The sequence below is a fragment of the Streptococcus sp. CL6.35 genome (assembly GCF_049737915.1).
Taxonomy (GTDB): Bacteria; Bacillota; Bacilli; order Lactobacillales; family Streptococcaceae; genus Streptococcus.
Genome location: NZ_JBKOTU010000002.1, coordinates 236,338 through 249,427, shown reverse-complemented (window position 1 = coordinate 249,427; position 13,090 = coordinate 236,338). Strand labels below are relative to the sequence as shown.

17 protein-coding genes are annotated in these 13,090 nt (G+C 37.6%); 3 read left to right on the top strand and 14 right to left on the bottom strand.

The genetic code is table 11. The features are described from left to right. Nucleotides 1–5 precede the first annotated feature (5 nt). From ACLNCP_RS03900 to ruvB, 4 genes are all read right to left on the bottom strand, one after another. On the bottom strand, nucleotides 6–809 hold the full coding sequence (locus tag ACLNCP_RS03900; RefSeq protein WP_000189860.1) for a phosphatidate cytidylyltransferase: 804 nt from the start codon (nucleotides 807–809) through the stop codon (nucleotides 6–8). An 8-nt stretch (nucleotides 810–817) separates the two neighbouring features. After that, entirely contained in the window at nucleotides 818–1,576 is a 759-nt protein-coding gene (locus tag ACLNCP_RS03895; RefSeq protein ID WP_000466722.1) for an isoprenyl transferase, read from the bottom strand. Between the two features lie 337 nt (nucleotides 1,577–1,913). After that, entirely contained in the window at nucleotides 1,914–2,486 is a 573-nt protein-coding gene (locus tag ACLNCP_RS03890; protein ID WP_424844052.1) for a nucleotidyltransferase family protein, read from the bottom strand. Continuing rightward, nucleotides 2,467–3,465, bottom strand: a complete 999-nt coding sequence (ruvB, locus tag ACLNCP_RS03885; protein WP_004242086.1) for a Holliday junction branch migration DNA helicase RuvB — start codon at nucleotides 3,463–3,465, stop codon at nucleotides 2,467–2,469. Before ruvB ends, ACLNCP_RS03890 begins: the two co-directional genes overlap by 20 nt. 133 nt (nucleotides 3,466–3,598) lie before the next feature. Here ruvB and ACLNCP_RS03880 point away from each other — a divergent pair, with 133 nt between their 5' ends. Continuing rightward, the gene (locus tag ACLNCP_RS03880; RefSeq protein ID WP_084888304.1) at nucleotides 3,599–3,673 is read left to right on the top strand and encodes a type I toxin-antitoxin system Fst family toxin; all 75 of its coding nucleotides are present in this window, start codon (nucleotides 3,599–3,601) and stop codon (nucleotides 3,671–3,673) included. Nucleotides 3,674–3,835: 162 nt separating this feature from the next. Here the strand turns inward: ACLNCP_RS03880 and ACLNCP_RS03875 are convergent, their stop codons facing one another. Genes ACLNCP_RS03875 through ACLNCP_RS03865 form a run of 3 tightly spaced genes read right to left on the bottom strand, consistent with a single transcriptional unit; the run spans nucleotide 3,836 to nucleotide 6,233 of the window. After that, entirely contained in the window at nucleotides 3,836–4,564 is a 729-nt protein-coding gene (locus ACLNCP_RS03875) for an ABC transporter permease (RefSeq protein WP_125454381.1), read from the bottom strand. After that, on the bottom strand, nucleotides 4,565–5,314 hold the full coding sequence (locus ACLNCP_RS03870) for an ABC transporter permease (protein WP_322741436.1): 750 nt from the start codon (nucleotides 5,312–5,314) through the stop codon (nucleotides 4,565–4,567). Then, a complete protein-coding gene (locus ACLNCP_RS03865; protein ID WP_125454379.1) occupies nucleotides 5,298–6,233 on the bottom strand; it encodes an ABC transporter ATP-binding protein in 936 nt (311 codons plus the stop codon). The genes ACLNCP_RS03870 and ACLNCP_RS03865 overlap by 17 nt, the downstream gene beginning before the upstream one ends. Nucleotides 6,234–6,769: 536 nt before the next feature. On the opposite strand from ACLNCP_RS03865, the gene ACLNCP_RS03860 reads away from it, so the two are divergent. Next, nucleotides 6,770–7,630, top strand: coding sequence for a helix-turn-helix domain-containing protein (locus ACLNCP_RS03860; RefSeq protein WP_084888245.1), 861 nt, complete (start codon nucleotides 6,770–6,772; stop codon nucleotides 7,628–7,630). 82 nt (nucleotides 7,631–7,712) lie between these two features. Here the strand turns inward: ACLNCP_RS03860 and ACLNCP_RS03855 are convergent, their stop codons facing one another. Then, nucleotides 7,713–7,907 carry a DUF5966 family protein gene (locus ACLNCP_RS03855; protein ID WP_150922741.1) on the bottom strand — a complete coding sequence of 65 codons (195 nt, stop codon included), beginning with the start codon at nucleotides 7,905–7,907 and terminating at the stop codon, nucleotides 7,713–7,715. A 191-nt stretch (nucleotides 7,908–8,098) separates the two neighbouring features. Between ACLNCP_RS03855 and ACLNCP_RS03850 the strand changes: the two genes are divergently transcribed. Continuing rightward, on the top strand, nucleotides 8,099–8,191 hold the full coding sequence (locus tag ACLNCP_RS03850; RefSeq protein WP_084888247.1) for a type I toxin-antitoxin system Fst family toxin: 93 nt from the start codon (nucleotides 8,099–8,101) through the stop codon (nucleotides 8,189–8,191). 816 nt (nucleotides 8,192–9,007) lie between these two features. On the opposite strand, the gene ACLNCP_RS03845 is transcribed toward ACLNCP_RS03850, so the two are convergent. The 6 genes from ACLNCP_RS03845 to ACLNCP_RS03820 form a co-directional block, all read right to left on the bottom strand. Next, nucleotides 9,008–9,424 (bottom strand): GNAT family N-acetyltransferase, encoded by a 417-nt coding sequence (locus ACLNCP_RS03845; protein ID WP_061589611.1) that lies wholly within the window; start codon nucleotides 9,422–9,424, stop codon nucleotides 9,008–9,010. 11 nt (nucleotides 9,425–9,435) lie between these two features. Beyond that, nucleotides 9,436–10,131 carry a GNAT family N-acetyltransferase gene (locus ACLNCP_RS03840; RefSeq protein WP_424844051.1) on the bottom strand — a complete coding sequence of 232 codons (696 nt, stop codon included), beginning with the start codon at nucleotides 10,129–10,131 and terminating at the stop codon, nucleotides 9,436–9,438. Between the two features lie 94 nt (nucleotides 10,132–10,225). Then, on the bottom strand, nucleotides 10,226–10,645 hold the full coding sequence (locus tag ACLNCP_RS03835; RefSeq protein ID WP_023946767.1) for a DUF3021 domain-containing protein: 420 nt from the start codon (nucleotides 10,643–10,645) through the stop codon (nucleotides 10,226–10,228). A 9-nt stretch (nucleotides 10,646–10,654) separates the two neighbouring features. After that, the gene (locus ACLNCP_RS03830) at nucleotides 10,655–11,110 is read right to left on the bottom strand and encodes a LytTR family DNA-binding domain-containing protein (RefSeq protein ID WP_268707161.1); all 456 of its coding nucleotides are present in this window, start codon (nucleotides 11,108–11,110) and stop codon (nucleotides 10,655–10,657) included. An 18-nt stretch (nucleotides 11,111–11,128) separates the two neighbouring features. Then, nucleotides 11,129–11,971, bottom strand: coding sequence for an ABC transporter permease (locus ACLNCP_RS03825; RefSeq protein WP_424844050.1), 843 nt, complete (start codon nucleotides 11,969–11,971; stop codon nucleotides 11,129–11,131). Then, the gene (locus tag ACLNCP_RS03820; RefSeq protein ID WP_424844049.1) at nucleotides 11,971–12,837 is read right to left on the bottom strand and encodes an ATP-binding cassette domain-containing protein; all 867 of its coding nucleotides are present in this window, start codon (nucleotides 12,835–12,837) and stop codon (nucleotides 11,971–11,973) included. The genes ACLNCP_RS03825 and ACLNCP_RS03820 overlap by 1 nt, the downstream gene beginning before the upstream one ends. Nucleotides 12,838–13,090: the final 253 nt, after the last annotated feature.

Below are 13,090 nucleotides of genomic sequence, written 5' to 3'. Positions count from 1 at the left end.
TTTGATTAAAAGAGTCCAAACAAGTGCATAATTGGAAATACAAGCAACATACTATCAAAACGATCCAAAACACCACCATGTCCAGGAATAAATTTCCCAGAATCCTTGACACCAAAGTGACGCTTGATCGAACTTTCTAATAAATCACCAAATTGTCCAGCAATGCTAAAGAAAATAGCAAAGACTGACATCTTGTAAATTCCATACGGAAGAGCAACTGTACTGTCAACTATCATAAAGATAATAGTTACTAAAATCGCACCTAAAATACCACCCAAGGCACCCTCAAAGGTTTTATTTGGAGAAACTGTCGGAGCTAACTTTCGTTTACCATAGTTCATCCCAACAAGATAGGCACCACTGTCTGTCGCCCAGACGATACACAAGGCTAATAGTGCCTTATCTAACCCTGCAACGCGAGCATCTAGTAAAGCATTAAATCCAAAGCCTACATAGAAACTCATAGCAAGAGGGAAAACAGCGTCCTCAATCGTATAAGACTTGCTAAAAACAGTCGTTCCTAACATAATTGAAATCAAAACACTATAGGCAACCACATTCCCATCAACTGGCAAAAAAGTCAGGTAATTCTCCAAGGGAATGGTCAAGGCAAAGGTTGCAAAGAGGGTCAATAGGCCCTCCATCGTCATGGTCTCTAGACCTCTCATCTTCAAAAGTTCATGCATGGCTAGCATGGCTATGATTCCAATTGCTATCTGAAGCAAGAGGCCCCCAATCATTAAAATTGGTAGGAAAATAGCCAGGGCAATCCCTGCAAACAAGGTTCTTTTCTGTAAATCCTGTGTCATATTTCCTCCTAAACTCCTCCAAATCGGCGATGACGACGATTGTAGGCAAGAATGGCTTCCTGCAAGGCTGCCTCGTCAAAATCAGGCCACAAGGTGTCCGTAAAATAGAGCTCACTATAGGCTCCCTGCCATGGAAGGAAATTGCTCAAACGCAATTCTCCACTAGTACGGATAATCAAGTCTGGGTCTCGTAACTCCTTAGGCAAATGCTGGGTAAAAAGATAATTACCAATCAATTCCTCTGTGATGTCACCTGGGTTGATTTTGGCATCTAAAACATCCTGAGAAATCAACTTAAGAGCCTGTGTAATCTCAGCACGTCCACCATAGTTGAGGGCAAAATTAAGAATCAAACCTGTGTTGTTCTTAGTCAATTCCTCAGCTTTAGTCAGAGCTTCAAAGGTTTGCTTAGGCAGGCGGTCCGTTTCCCCAATCATTTGAATTTTAACATTATTCGCATGCAATTCCGGGACATAATTATCATAAAACTCTACTGGCAAGTTCATGATAAACTTGACTTCCTGATCGGGGCGGGTCCAGTTTTCCGTAGAAAAAGCATAGACCGTAATAACCTTAACGCCTAGTTTGTTGGCTGCCTTGGTCACAGTTTGCAATGCTTCCATGCCCGCCTTATGCCCGAAGACTCGCGGTTGCATACGTTTTTTAGCCCAACGGCCATTGCCATCCATGATGATGCCGATATGAGCAGGAACCTGTGTCGGAACCTCTACTTCCACAGCCTTATCTTTCTTAAAAAATCCAAACATGATCTTATTCCTATTCAAAAATCTATCGTTTCATTATACCATATTTCCCTATTTTCTTCTATCACTAAGCTATTTATACTCTTCGAAAATCAAATTCAAACCACGTCAGCTTCACCTTGCCGTACTCAAGTACAGCCTGCGGCTAGCTTCCTAGTTTGCTCTTTGATTTTCATTGAGTATTATTCTCAGGCACCAAGCCCATTTTTCAAAAAAATAAGCCGCCTGATTGGGCGACTCTATTTTTTATAGGGAGATTATTATGAAAAAGTTTTAGGAGTTTAAGTTAAGATCTTCTTAACTTATGAACTTAGTATACACTTCCTAGCTTAAAGTTTCCTTAAGTATTTTTAAAAATCAAATTTTTCCATTTCTCCTGCCAATTTTTCTTGGATAATCGTGTTTGATAGAGAACCATTCGGTCTTGATTCTCTAAAAAATGAGGAGTTGGACGAACTTGAAAATTCAAAATATCCTCCAAACCATAAGGTGCATAGAGTTCAAAATCAGATTCTTCATTCAAGCGCAGTCCAACAGCCGTACATCGTTCTGGATACTTACTCATAGCATCACAAGAGCTGCTATAGGGAGCAGTATGAGGGCTGTGCTGGTGCATATAGACCTGATTTTTCAATTCCCACTGATACTGAGGAAAATCCGCTCTCAACTTTTTCTCTAGGAACAAGGTTTCCTCATAAGAAATATCCGGATCAAAGAAAATCACATCTACATCTGTTTCACAGTCAAAAGGGGATTTGTCTGACAAGAGATTCCAGATGAAATTTCTGATAGAACCCGCTGCCAACCACGAGTCTTTTAAGCCAAAATCTCGGATGATAGTCAGAGTAGCCATCATATCTGGATTTTTTCTAAAAGCCTCTAGAATTTCTTGCTTATTTTTCATTGTACTCATACCCCAAATGCTCATATGCCTTAGCAGTCGCCACCCGTCCAGACCGTGTCCGCATGATAAAACCTTTTTGAATCAAGTAGGGCTCATACATGTCTTCAACTGTCTCACGCTCTTCTGCTATATTAACAGAAAGAGTTCCTAGACCAACAGGACCACCACCGTACATCTCAATCATGGTGCGAAGGATTTTTTGATCCACATAGTCCAAACCTTCATGGTCAACATCCAGCATAGTCAAAGCCTTATCGGTAATAAGATCATCGATAACCCCATTCCCCATTATCTGGGCAAAATCGCGCACGCGCTTGAGGAGACGATTGGCAATACGAGGGGTTCCACGACTCCGTAGGGCCAACTCAGATGCTGCCTCATGCGTGATTTCCATCTCAAAAATATCTGCCGTCCGCTCAACAATTTCTGTCAAGTCAGCATGAGCATAATACTCCATATGACCTGTAATCCCAAAACGTGCCCGTAGTGGATTTGAGAGCATACCAGCCCGAGTCGTCGCACCAATCAAGGTAAAAGGTGGCAACTCCAAATGAACACTGCGACTGCCTTCACCAGCCCCAATCATGATATCAATGTAGAAATCCTCCATGGCACTATAAAGCACCTCTTCCACCGACATGGGCAAGCGATGAATCTCATCAATAAAAAGGACATCCCCAGGCTCTAAGTCATTCAAAATCGCTACCAGATCTCCGGCTTTTTCAATCACTGGACCCGAAGTCTGCTTGAGATTGACACCTAGTTCGTTGGCAATAACAAAAGCCATGGTCGTTTTTCCCAAGCCTGGAGGCCCAAATAAGAGCACATGATCCAGCGCTTCATCCCGCATCTTGGCAGCCTCGATAAAGATTTGGAGCTGGTCCTTAACCTTATCCTGTCCAATATATTCACGTAAGTACTGAGGACGGAGCGTGCGTTCTACTAACTCCTCATCCCCCATTATCTCATTATCTAAAATTCTACTCATGGCTCTATTATATCAAAAAACCAAGCCACAAACAAAAAAGCCACCCGATTGGGTGCCTCCCGAGTTTAGCACCTATGTGGTATAACATTCTACGGCACTGCTACACCGCCTACGAAAGGAGGTGAGATAGCCCATGATAGAACTAATCCTTAAAACTATCATCGGACCGATTGTGGTCGGTGTCATCCTTCGCTTAGACGATAAATAGCTAAACAAAAATAGATAGTGTCAAAAAAGACCCCGAGCTTAATGTGGAAGTTAGCTTGGGGTCTTTTCTAGTCCATGATATAGAACTAGTACTCAATTCCTTTTTATTATCCCATAGTTCACAAAATTTTTCAAAGGTTTATACCCTCATCTACTCAGCTTGTCATTTATAAGCAAAAATAGTGTTCATCATGCGTTTATCTGCCAACAAATAAAGAAGACATGCCACCAAGGTAATCAGCCACACGGCATATACAGAAACTGTTAAAATCGTGAATTCCTCCATGATGATTAGTAGTAAATTTGCCAGATAATATCTCCCAACAACCGTTGTTAAAGTAAACAAACCTGCAAATGACAATAAAAAGGCAAGTGGTAGGGCAAGAATAAGTTCCTTCCGATATTTTCCTAAGAAGAGGACAATAATGCCAGCAGACAGTGTATAAGCAAAAGCAATTACTCCATAACCAAATCCCCACGATAAAATTGTAAGACTAGAGAAAGCAAAATCACCATCCATTAGCTCTAGGATAAGCATAGCCAAAAAGGTAAATTCACTGACTAGTAGATTTATCAACAAAGTAAGCATAAACTTCGCTTGGAGTAATCGTTTCAAATCGATAGGAATCAGTCTGAGATTTGAAATCGTTTTAGACACTTGTTCTATTCTTATCGAATCCACTAAAATCATGCTCGCAAAAGGAAGGAGAAAATAGTAGTTCAAAAAGAAGAAACCATTTTCTACATACCAGCCATTCACACTACCGTACGAATGTCCTTGATAAATCTGATGACCAATCATAAACTCTAACAAAAAGAGCAGGATGGTTACAAAGGGAATCATATACAGTATCTTTCGCCTTCTTAGTTTAATCAATTCTAGCATCAACATTTATTCATCCACCTTTCTTAACCAAGATTTAATGGACAAGAAAGACACAACAAGTAAAGATAAACCTAGTACAATAATCGATAAGATAGCTGGCTGTTGAAGCACCACTCCTTCTCTGTTTCCTTCCCAGATTAAACTGTTAGCACTTGTTACTGGAATGATATTTGGACTCGTCCTTGCTAAAAAAAATGACACTAAAACATACATGACACCGACCAAATTTCCAACTATCTCCTTGCCTCTGACTTTTATCATGACCAAAGCAACTAAAGGAAATACTCCCATGGGAATTAAGACACCACTACTCATACAAAGATAGAAAAATCTTAATAATAAAGACAAACTGACTGTCGAAGAAAAGCGGGATAGTAATGCGAATAAGGAAACCGAAATATAGGTGAATAACATGATACACAGAGCATTGATTTCTATATACAAAATCTTAGCCCAGAATGTCTTCATTAGATTTGCTGAAGCGAGTTTCAAGTTGTTCATGATGCGATAGCGATATTCTACACCAAATGCCTGTATTGTATAGGAAACACAATACAAAGGGAGAATCAAAAAGTTTAAATAAGACAAAGAAAATTTATAGACAAAGGGAAAGGAGTCAAACAAGCCTCTCGCATCATTTACATAATAACAGATGAGAGCTAGGTAGAGGGAAACAACACCATATAAGACAAAATTCAGTTTTTGATGCCTTTGTTTGAGAAATTCAATCTTCACTAAATCAAGCAATTCCCTCACCTCCTGTTACCCGCTTAAAGTAATTCTCTAAACTTTCATTGTTTTTATAAGAATATTCTTTTAGAACTATTCCGTTGTCTTTTAAGGAGTTAGATACGACCGCAATGTCAAAAGTAGGTGATTCTCCCTGAAGTTCAAGTTCTATATCCGAAAGAATACTAATCTGTTCTTGCAGATTTATCCTGCAAAGCACTTCCTTAGCTTGAGAAGCATCCGAAACAATTAGGTGGATTTTTCTTTTCTCTGCACCATCTATCAAATCCTGCATAGTCTTTTCAGCCATAAGGTGGGCATCATGCAGTATCCCAACTCTATCTACAAGCTTTTCAAGTTCTGAAATAATGTGACTGGATATTAAAATCGAAATGCCATGATTGGTACTGAGTTCCTTTAGATAACGGCGCATTTCAAGGATACCAATAGGATCTAAACCATTTGTTGGTTCATCTAATATCAGAATTTTCGGCTGGTGCATAATAGCGTTAGCAATTGCCAACCGTTGCTTCATTCCTAGAGAATACTGTTTGAATAGTTTTTTATTTTCTCCATCTAATCCTACTACTTGTAAAGCTTGCTCTACTTGTTTTAGCGAAACTCCTCTCAATCTCGCAAAAATAGAAAGATTTTCAGGCCCCGTTAAATTAGGATAAAAAGAAGCACTGTCCAATACCACACCGATTTGAGATAGCAAGTCCTTAGAAAATTCACCTAACAGTTTTTCAGATAGAATATTCACTTCACCACTATCCATAGCTGTCAAGCCTAAAATAGCCTTGATAAAGGTTGTCTTTCCAGCTCCATTTCTTCCTAGTAAGCCATAAATTTCTCCCTGTTTTAGCGTAAAGTCTATCTTATCTAAGATAATTTTCCCATCATAGGATTTTGATAAATTAGATGTCTGTATTACTGGATTTCTCATTTTATTCTCCTCCTAATATCTATACACCCACATCAAAAGACATAATAGAGTAGTTCCTGTATAACTACTTATATGAGAAGGTAATAAGGTATAGCAAACTTACAGTACCCCCTTTAAGTCCTTCAATCTATGACACGATTCATTATATAAATGTTACTTCACAAACATTTAATAAATAAATCCTCCAGTCCAAGATTAACTACACTAATTGTTGAATCTTGTTGTATAACTCTCGAACCCAAAATATATTGTAGTTGATTTATAGCTTTTTAAAGCAAACGCTTACAAAATAATCCTGAAAAAAGATGATATAAAATGATTTTACGAAACTTTGCTAAAATACTCATATTAACCACCTTTTTCTTATCTTTACACTTGTAAGTGTACTACTTTAAATCTTCTTTGTCAATAAAAATATTCTTTTTTTCAGTTTATTTTCTATTTATTCTTTTGAGACTATTTTTGTGTCAGGAAGTTGAAAAATAGAGATTAAAAGTATATAATTAATCATAAATTTATTTAAAGAAGGTTTAAAGATGAGCATATTATCTGACAAACTAAAAGCAAAGAGAAAAGAAAAAGGCTTCTCACAAAAAACACTTTCCGAAGGAATTTGTGAGCAAAGCCAAATCAGCAAAATAGAGCGTGGCAACTATATGCCTGCTGCTGATTTACTCTATAAACTTGCAAATCGGCTTCAAGTTCCTTTAGAATATTTTTTCGATGAACAGATTGAAATGACTTCCAATATAACACCGTTTAAGAAATTAGCAGAAAAATTACTTGAAGATCGAAATTACGAGGATTTAGAATACCTCTTAAACTTAGAAAAAGAAAAGTCTCAGTATCTGTCTACTGAGGATGAATTTTATCTTCTATGGATTCAAGCGATTATCCTTTTCTACTTACATAGTTCCAAAGATGAAGCTATCGCCAGTCTAGAAAACGCTTTGCCAAAGCTTTCGATCAGCTCATCTGTGTATCTTAAACTTCTCAATACTTTATCTAATTTTTATTTTTCTGTAGGGCGTGATGCAGAATATGAAGAAAATAACTCACTTCTTATCAGTTTGTATCAGGAAAAAGATTTAAACCACCAAGAGTTTTTATTTGGTTATATTCGAGTTAAACATAATTTCGCCTATTATTTACACTCTAAAGGGAAGGAGTTAGAAGCTGTCCAAGAAGCCTTAGAAACCATTGACTTTTGTAAACAAAAAGAGACCAGCTATCAGCTGGCGCCTCTTTTAACTATCGTTGCGAACGCCGGAAAAGATTTTTTAAAGCACGATGAAATTCTTGACTATTATTTACAGGCTCGTGATATCTGTAAAATATACGAGCACAAGCTCTTGATGGCTAAGATTGACCATTTTTTGAAAGATAAGGATAGGTGACTTCGATCGTAATAAGTTATAATTACCAATTAGCTAGAAACATAAAAGTGGAGAGGAACTAATGTAGTTTTCTCCACTTTTGTTAATATCCCCTCTTCCACTTGTATCCTGCCCAGCATGCTAAAGCCAGTAAAACTAAATTAAAGATGATAAAGAAAGTCACAAAACCAAATAATCCATTCTGGGATAAATCTTCTACATAAAGGTTGGATTCAGTAAAGAACAGATAAATTCCATAACCCTCCACGAAAATAAGAAAACTGACAAAACCAATCATAAGTCTGAGAAAAAAGTCTTTAAAATCAAAAAACGCATAATATCAGTGTTGAAAACCTTGATACTATGCGTTTTATTGTGGAAAGATTTACTTCATTTTCTCCTGAAATTGAGTTTTTGCCCAATTTCTCTTTTATGGTATAATATTGTTCGGCACTTCTACACCGCCTGCTAGAGGAGGTGAATTAGCCCATGATGGATACAATACTTAAAACTATCATCGGACCAATTGTGGTCGGTGTCGTTCTTCGCTTAGTCGATAAATGGATAAACAAGAACAAATAGTGTCAAAAAGACCCCAAGCTTATTTGGACGTGAGCTTGGGGTCTTTTCTAGCCTATGATATAGACACAATACTTAATTCCCTTTTATTATCCCACAGTTGACAAAATTTGTCAAAACTTTACATTCTCAGCTTCTCAAGCTTTAACCGCTTTACAACAAGACTTTCAAGTTTAAGAGAAAGTTAGGGATTCTATCAATTTCATAGAAATTTTGATTTAGTAAACGAAGAGACAATCTTACATGTCACTCCTCATTTAATACGCCACTACTGGACAAGCAAAATCATTATTACAGCAGTTCCAGTCCTTCAATTAACAGTCACCTACAATCAAATTAAGGTTGAATTCACTTAAATAGCAACAGACCTATTTCTTAGTCATATTCGCTAAAAAGATTCCCGCCAATTCCCCGACCAAAATCAGAAAAATATCGAAAAATGATTTTTAGAATAGTCCCCAAAAGCCTGAAATAGAGCCAAAAAACTCCACCTGATTGGGTGGAGTTAAGGGAGATTATTATGAAAAAGAAAAGTTTAGGATTTTATTAAATAAAGTTAGGAGGTCTTTATTTAATAACTATATGATACAAGACGAAACTTAAAACTAGCTTAACTTTTCTCAAATTCTACCATTTTTAAAAAAATTTCTATCAGCATCACCTCACCCTACAAAAAAGCCACCTGATTGGGTGACTTCATTAGGAGATTATGATGAAAAAAGTTTTAGGATTTCATTAAATAAAGTTAGGAGGTCTTTATTTAATGACTATATAATACTAGACCAGCCTTAAACTTTGCTTAAGAAAAAACAAGTTTTGTTATTTTTTACGATTCACCCAAGTCATACCTATACAATTATAGGTGGATAAGATTTCAAAGCCCATAGAACGATAGAATTCCAAGGTTCTTTCTGTCTGTTCTGTCACCAGCTGGACTTGATAGGCATCTTTGTAATCCTCTAAAGCCTCTTTCATCAAAGCACTGCCTATCCCTTGACGCTGATAGATAGGTAAAACGATTAAATCCTGAACCAGTATTGATGAGAATCCATCTCCAACCAAACGAATCAAGCCCACCACAGCATCGCCATCAAGCGCCACATAAATCACTAATGAATGAGATAAGGCCTGCTCCAGCATCTCTGGTTGATGGGTATAATTTGTCCAACCGACAGCCTGATAGAGATGCAAGACATCCTCTAGCTTGACAATTTCTTGCTTTTTAATAGTAATCATCTCAACACCTATTAAAGCTCTCTCAAGCTCTTGTACTGCTGTCCATTTTTATCAAAGTTTTCAGGAGTCAGCCATGCTATCAAACGAGATTTGACTTTGGGCCAGTCCTTATCAATCATAGACAACCAATCCGTATCCCTCGTACGCTCCTTATAAACCACTGCCTGACGGAAGGTTCCTTCATAAATAAATCCCAAACGCTCCGCAGCTCGTCTGGATGGCAAATTAAGAGAATCACATTTCCACTCATAGCGACGATAGTGGAGTTCTTCAAAAACATAGTGAGCGAGGAGATACTGGGCTTCAGTTCCTATCCGTGTTCCCCTGAGCTCTGGAGAAAAAGTGACCGCCCCCACTTCTATCACTCGGTTATTCTGATCAATGCGCATGAGAGAAAAAGTTCCCAAAGCCTTACCAGTTGACCTATCTATAATTGCATAGTAAAAACGGTCCTTACGAGCCAACATCTGATTTAAAAGGCTGACCAGTTCCTCCATGTCTGCTACTGGCTCCTGAAAGAGGTAAGTCCACATCTCCCGAGGCGTATCAGGGCCATAAACAGCTAATAAATCCTCTACATGCTTTTCCACCGAAAGAGCCTCTACCCTAGCATAACGCCCTTCTAAGAAATCAATAGAAGGCAGTGCACCGGGTGTATAACCTTCCATTGACTCACCAATCATCTGACCATATTCATTTACTGGCATAGCTTTCTCCTTATTTTTATACTGAAAATACTATATCATAAATTACTCTAAATGGAAACTAGCACTCTCTTCAAACCTCATCCTCAACACTACATTAGTGATTCGTTTTCTTTCTTTTATCTTCTAAGGCTTGATTAATTCGTTGGGCGAGCTTGTGAGTTTGCCAGATCTGGTACAACCATATCAGTCCATAAATCAACAAGAAAAAGAACCAAAGCAAGGGACTCAACAATGCTGAACCCCAGCCAAAAAATAGGTAGGTCAATACTAGAATAGTAGCTGTCGCTAATAAATGAACTCCCACACGCATACTATAAGCAAGAAACTCTAGCTTTTCAAGGATTAAGGTCAATACCCCCATAATTCCACTCATCAAAAACAAAGCTAGAATATTTTTTGTCGTTGGTGCGGGATAGGTAATACCTGAATAAAACTGAGCCAATAACACCAAACTCAAATAAACAAAGGAGGCCGTACGCATTCCCGATACAAAATAAGCAATCAATCGCTTCATGATTTTCTCCTATAAACCTAGATAATCCATTAAGGACTTAACGTATTTCCGACTCACACTCGATTTGAGACCCCGAGTCATTTTAGCCATCATGTTCCCTGAAAAGCTATCCGATAATGACTCTAGATGGTCAATGTTTATAATTGAATGACGTGATATCTGTATAAAGTTACGCCGATTAATTCGATTCTGAAAGTTTGTCAATGTTTCCTTAGTTTTATAAATCCCATCTACCGTATAAATGGTCAACAAATTCTTATCGATATCTGCTAGAATAAGATCCTCAATTTTCACCATAACCAGATGATCATCCGTTCGAATAGGAATGACCACCTGATTGGTCGTTGAAAATTGTTCTAAATACTCCATGACCTCTCTTGCTTGGTCGGTTAACTGAGCCGCCTGAATTAAAATGTGTGGGTCTTTTTCTGAAAACTCTGTCTTCATTTCAAAACGAATCTTCATTTTCTCTCCAATACATCTTTATTTTCTCTTGCTAGACACTTTAACAAATAAAAGCCAAAGAAGAATAGCGACGAGACTGATAATAACTACTATAAAGTATGTTTCTTCCTTTGTCAATAGTTCTTGCCAGTTGATTTGGATTCCCATTTTTTCTTGAAATTCCTGTAACAGACTGTTATTTCCTGAAAATGCGGTCTCTAACCACTCTTTCATCAAGACTTGTCGATAGAGAGAAGCCATATAAGTTGCAGGGGTACACTTCATGATAATCTGTGCAAAATCAGGTAAAACTCCAATAGGGACATAAGTTCCTACTAAAAATCCAGAAGCAGTTCCCACTATCGTTGCTAGTTTACCAAGGCTATCTACAGATTGAAAACGGTAAATCAAGAGAACATTTACCAAACTTGAAAGCAGACTGCTTAACAGCATAATCAAAGTAATTTCCGATAAATGACTGATAACTGGACTTTCTTTAAAATAAAGTCCCATAACAGCAAACATAAACACCTGCATGACAAAAGAAATGGCAATACTACTGATTAGATAGGACACCTGTAAACCCCAGATACCTAAATCTGTCAAGAAGAAATCTTGATCCACTTGATTTTCACGATCCTGTACCATTTGTGTAAGAGCCGTAAAACTGGTTGTAATCCCAGTCACAGCCAAGGTCCCACCCATCAGCCAGTTATTTAAAAGGTTCGTATTATCAGGGAGTTGGGACCAAGCATCCGTCAAGTTCTTCTGCAAAAAAATGATATAAAGGAGGAAGGAAATCAATGCCCCCAATAATGAGAAAAATACTCCTGAACGATTACGAAAATATAAGATAAAATTCCGTTTCAATAAAGCTAGCATTAGCGAACCTCTCTTCCTGTAAGTGCAATAAAGGCATCATCCATGGTACCTGGACGAAACTCAAAAGAATCAATTTCTTCTCGTACTTTTGCCAAATATTCAATAGCTTCCAGTGATGTCCTTGGATAAAAAAGATATTCCAACTCATTTTCTTCCTTTACTGTCATTCCAGTCTGTAGCAACTTTTCTAAATCCTTCATTTCTTTAAAACGAATTTTTAGAATATTAGATGCATACTGACTTTTAATAACCATCGCAGAACCTTGCGCAATCACTTTCCCATGATCAACGATATAGATTCGATCCGCTTCATCCGCTTCATCCAGATAATGAGTCGTTAAGATAATAGTCAGCCCTTCATCCTTTTGTAGTCGAGACAGTAAATCCCAAATAGCTTTGCGAGTCTGAATATCTAGACCTGTCGTTGGTTCATCTAAGAAAAGAATATCTGGCTGTGAAAGAAGAGCACGCGCAATATCAACCCTACGTTTTTGCCCACCTGACAAAGTCCCATATAGTTGCTTCTGGAAAGCAGTCAAACCCAGTTGATGGATCAAATCATCCACACGACTTGCTACAATCTCCTTATACTGTTGAGCACGAATCGTAAGATTTTCTCTAACCGTCAACATCTCATCCAGTACACTAGCTTGAAAAACAACTCCTATTTTCGTATTTGGCGCATATCGAATCTGACCTTTTGTAGGCTTTTTCAAACCGATTAACATGGAAATGGTGGTTGATTTTCCTGCACCATTTGGACCCAAAATAGCATTAAAACTCCCTTTTTCAAACTCTAACTGAATATCGTCAACAGCCATATGATCGCCGTAACGTTTAGTCAAATGTTTAGCTTGTAAAATCATATTTATTTCCTCCTCTTTACCTTATCAGTTTAACAAAAAGTATGAAAGAAAAATCGACTTTTGAGATAAGTGGTTAAAATGAGATGTTAAGTGGTGAGATGATTAGGGTTAAGTTAAAGTAGAGAAGGCTACAGCCATTTTTCTCCTACCGAATTGCTAAATGAAGCTTAAAAACACTTACAAGAACACATTATATTTTTAAATATGTGCTATAAAAGAGATGTTTTACCGCATCTGGACGAAAAATTCAAGA

Coding starts and splice junctions, on each gene's coding strand:
- ACLNCP_RS03900 (WP_000189860.1), bottom strand. CDS start 809: ATGACACAGGATTTACAGAAAAGAACCTTGTTTGCAGGGATTGCCCTG.
- ACLNCP_RS03895 (WP_000466722.1), bottom strand. CDS start 1,576: ATGTTTGGATTTTTTAAGAAAGATAAGGCTGTGGAAGTAGAGGTTCCG.
- ACLNCP_RS03890 (WP_424844052.1), bottom strand. CDS start 2,486: ATGAGTACAATGAAAAATAAGCAAGAAATTCTAGAGGCTTTTAGAAAA.
- ruvB (WP_004242086.1), bottom strand. CDS start 3,465: ATGAGTAGAATTTTAGATAATGAGATAATGGGGGATGAGGAGTTAGTA.
- ACLNCP_RS03875 (WP_125454381.1), bottom strand. CDS start 4,564: ATGTTGATGCTAGAATTGATTAAACTAAGAAGGCGAAAGATACTGTAT.
- ACLNCP_RS03865 (WP_125454379.1), bottom strand. CDS start 6,233: ATGAGAAATCCAGTAATACAGACATCTAATTTATCAAAATCCTATGAT.
- ACLNCP_RS03860 (WP_084888245.1), top strand. CDS start 6,770: ATGAGCATATTATCTGACAAACTAAAAGCAAAGAGAAAAGAAAAAGGC.
- ACLNCP_RS03855 (WP_150922741.1), bottom strand. CDS start 7,907: ATGATTGGTTTTGTCAGTTTTCTTATTTTCGTGGAGGGTTATGGAATT.
- ACLNCP_RS03850 (WP_084888247.1), top strand. CDS start 8,099: ATGATGGATACAATACTTAAAACTATCATCGGACCAATTGTGGTCGGT.
- ACLNCP_RS03845 (WP_061589611.1), bottom strand. CDS start 9,424: ATGATTACTATTAAAAAGCAAGAAATTGTCAAGCTAGAGGATGTCTTG.
- ACLNCP_RS03840 (WP_424844051.1), bottom strand. CDS start 10,131: ATGCCAGTAAATGAATATGGTCAGATGATTGGTGAGTCAATGGAAGGT.
- ACLNCP_RS03835 (WP_023946767.1), bottom strand. CDS start 10,645: ATGAAGCGATTGATTGCTTATTTTGTATCGGGAATGCGTACGGCCTCC.
- ACLNCP_RS03830 (WP_268707161.1), bottom strand. CDS start 11,110: ATGAAGATTCGTTTTGAAATGAAGACAGAGTTTTCAGAAAAAGACCCA.
- ACLNCP_RS03825 (WP_424844050.1), bottom strand. CDS start 11,971: ATGCTAGCTTTATTGAAACGGAATTTTATCTTATATTTTCGTAATCGT.
- ACLNCP_RS03820 (WP_424844049.1), bottom strand. CDS start 12,837: ATGATTTTACAAGCTAAACATTTGACTAAACGTTACGGCGATCATATG.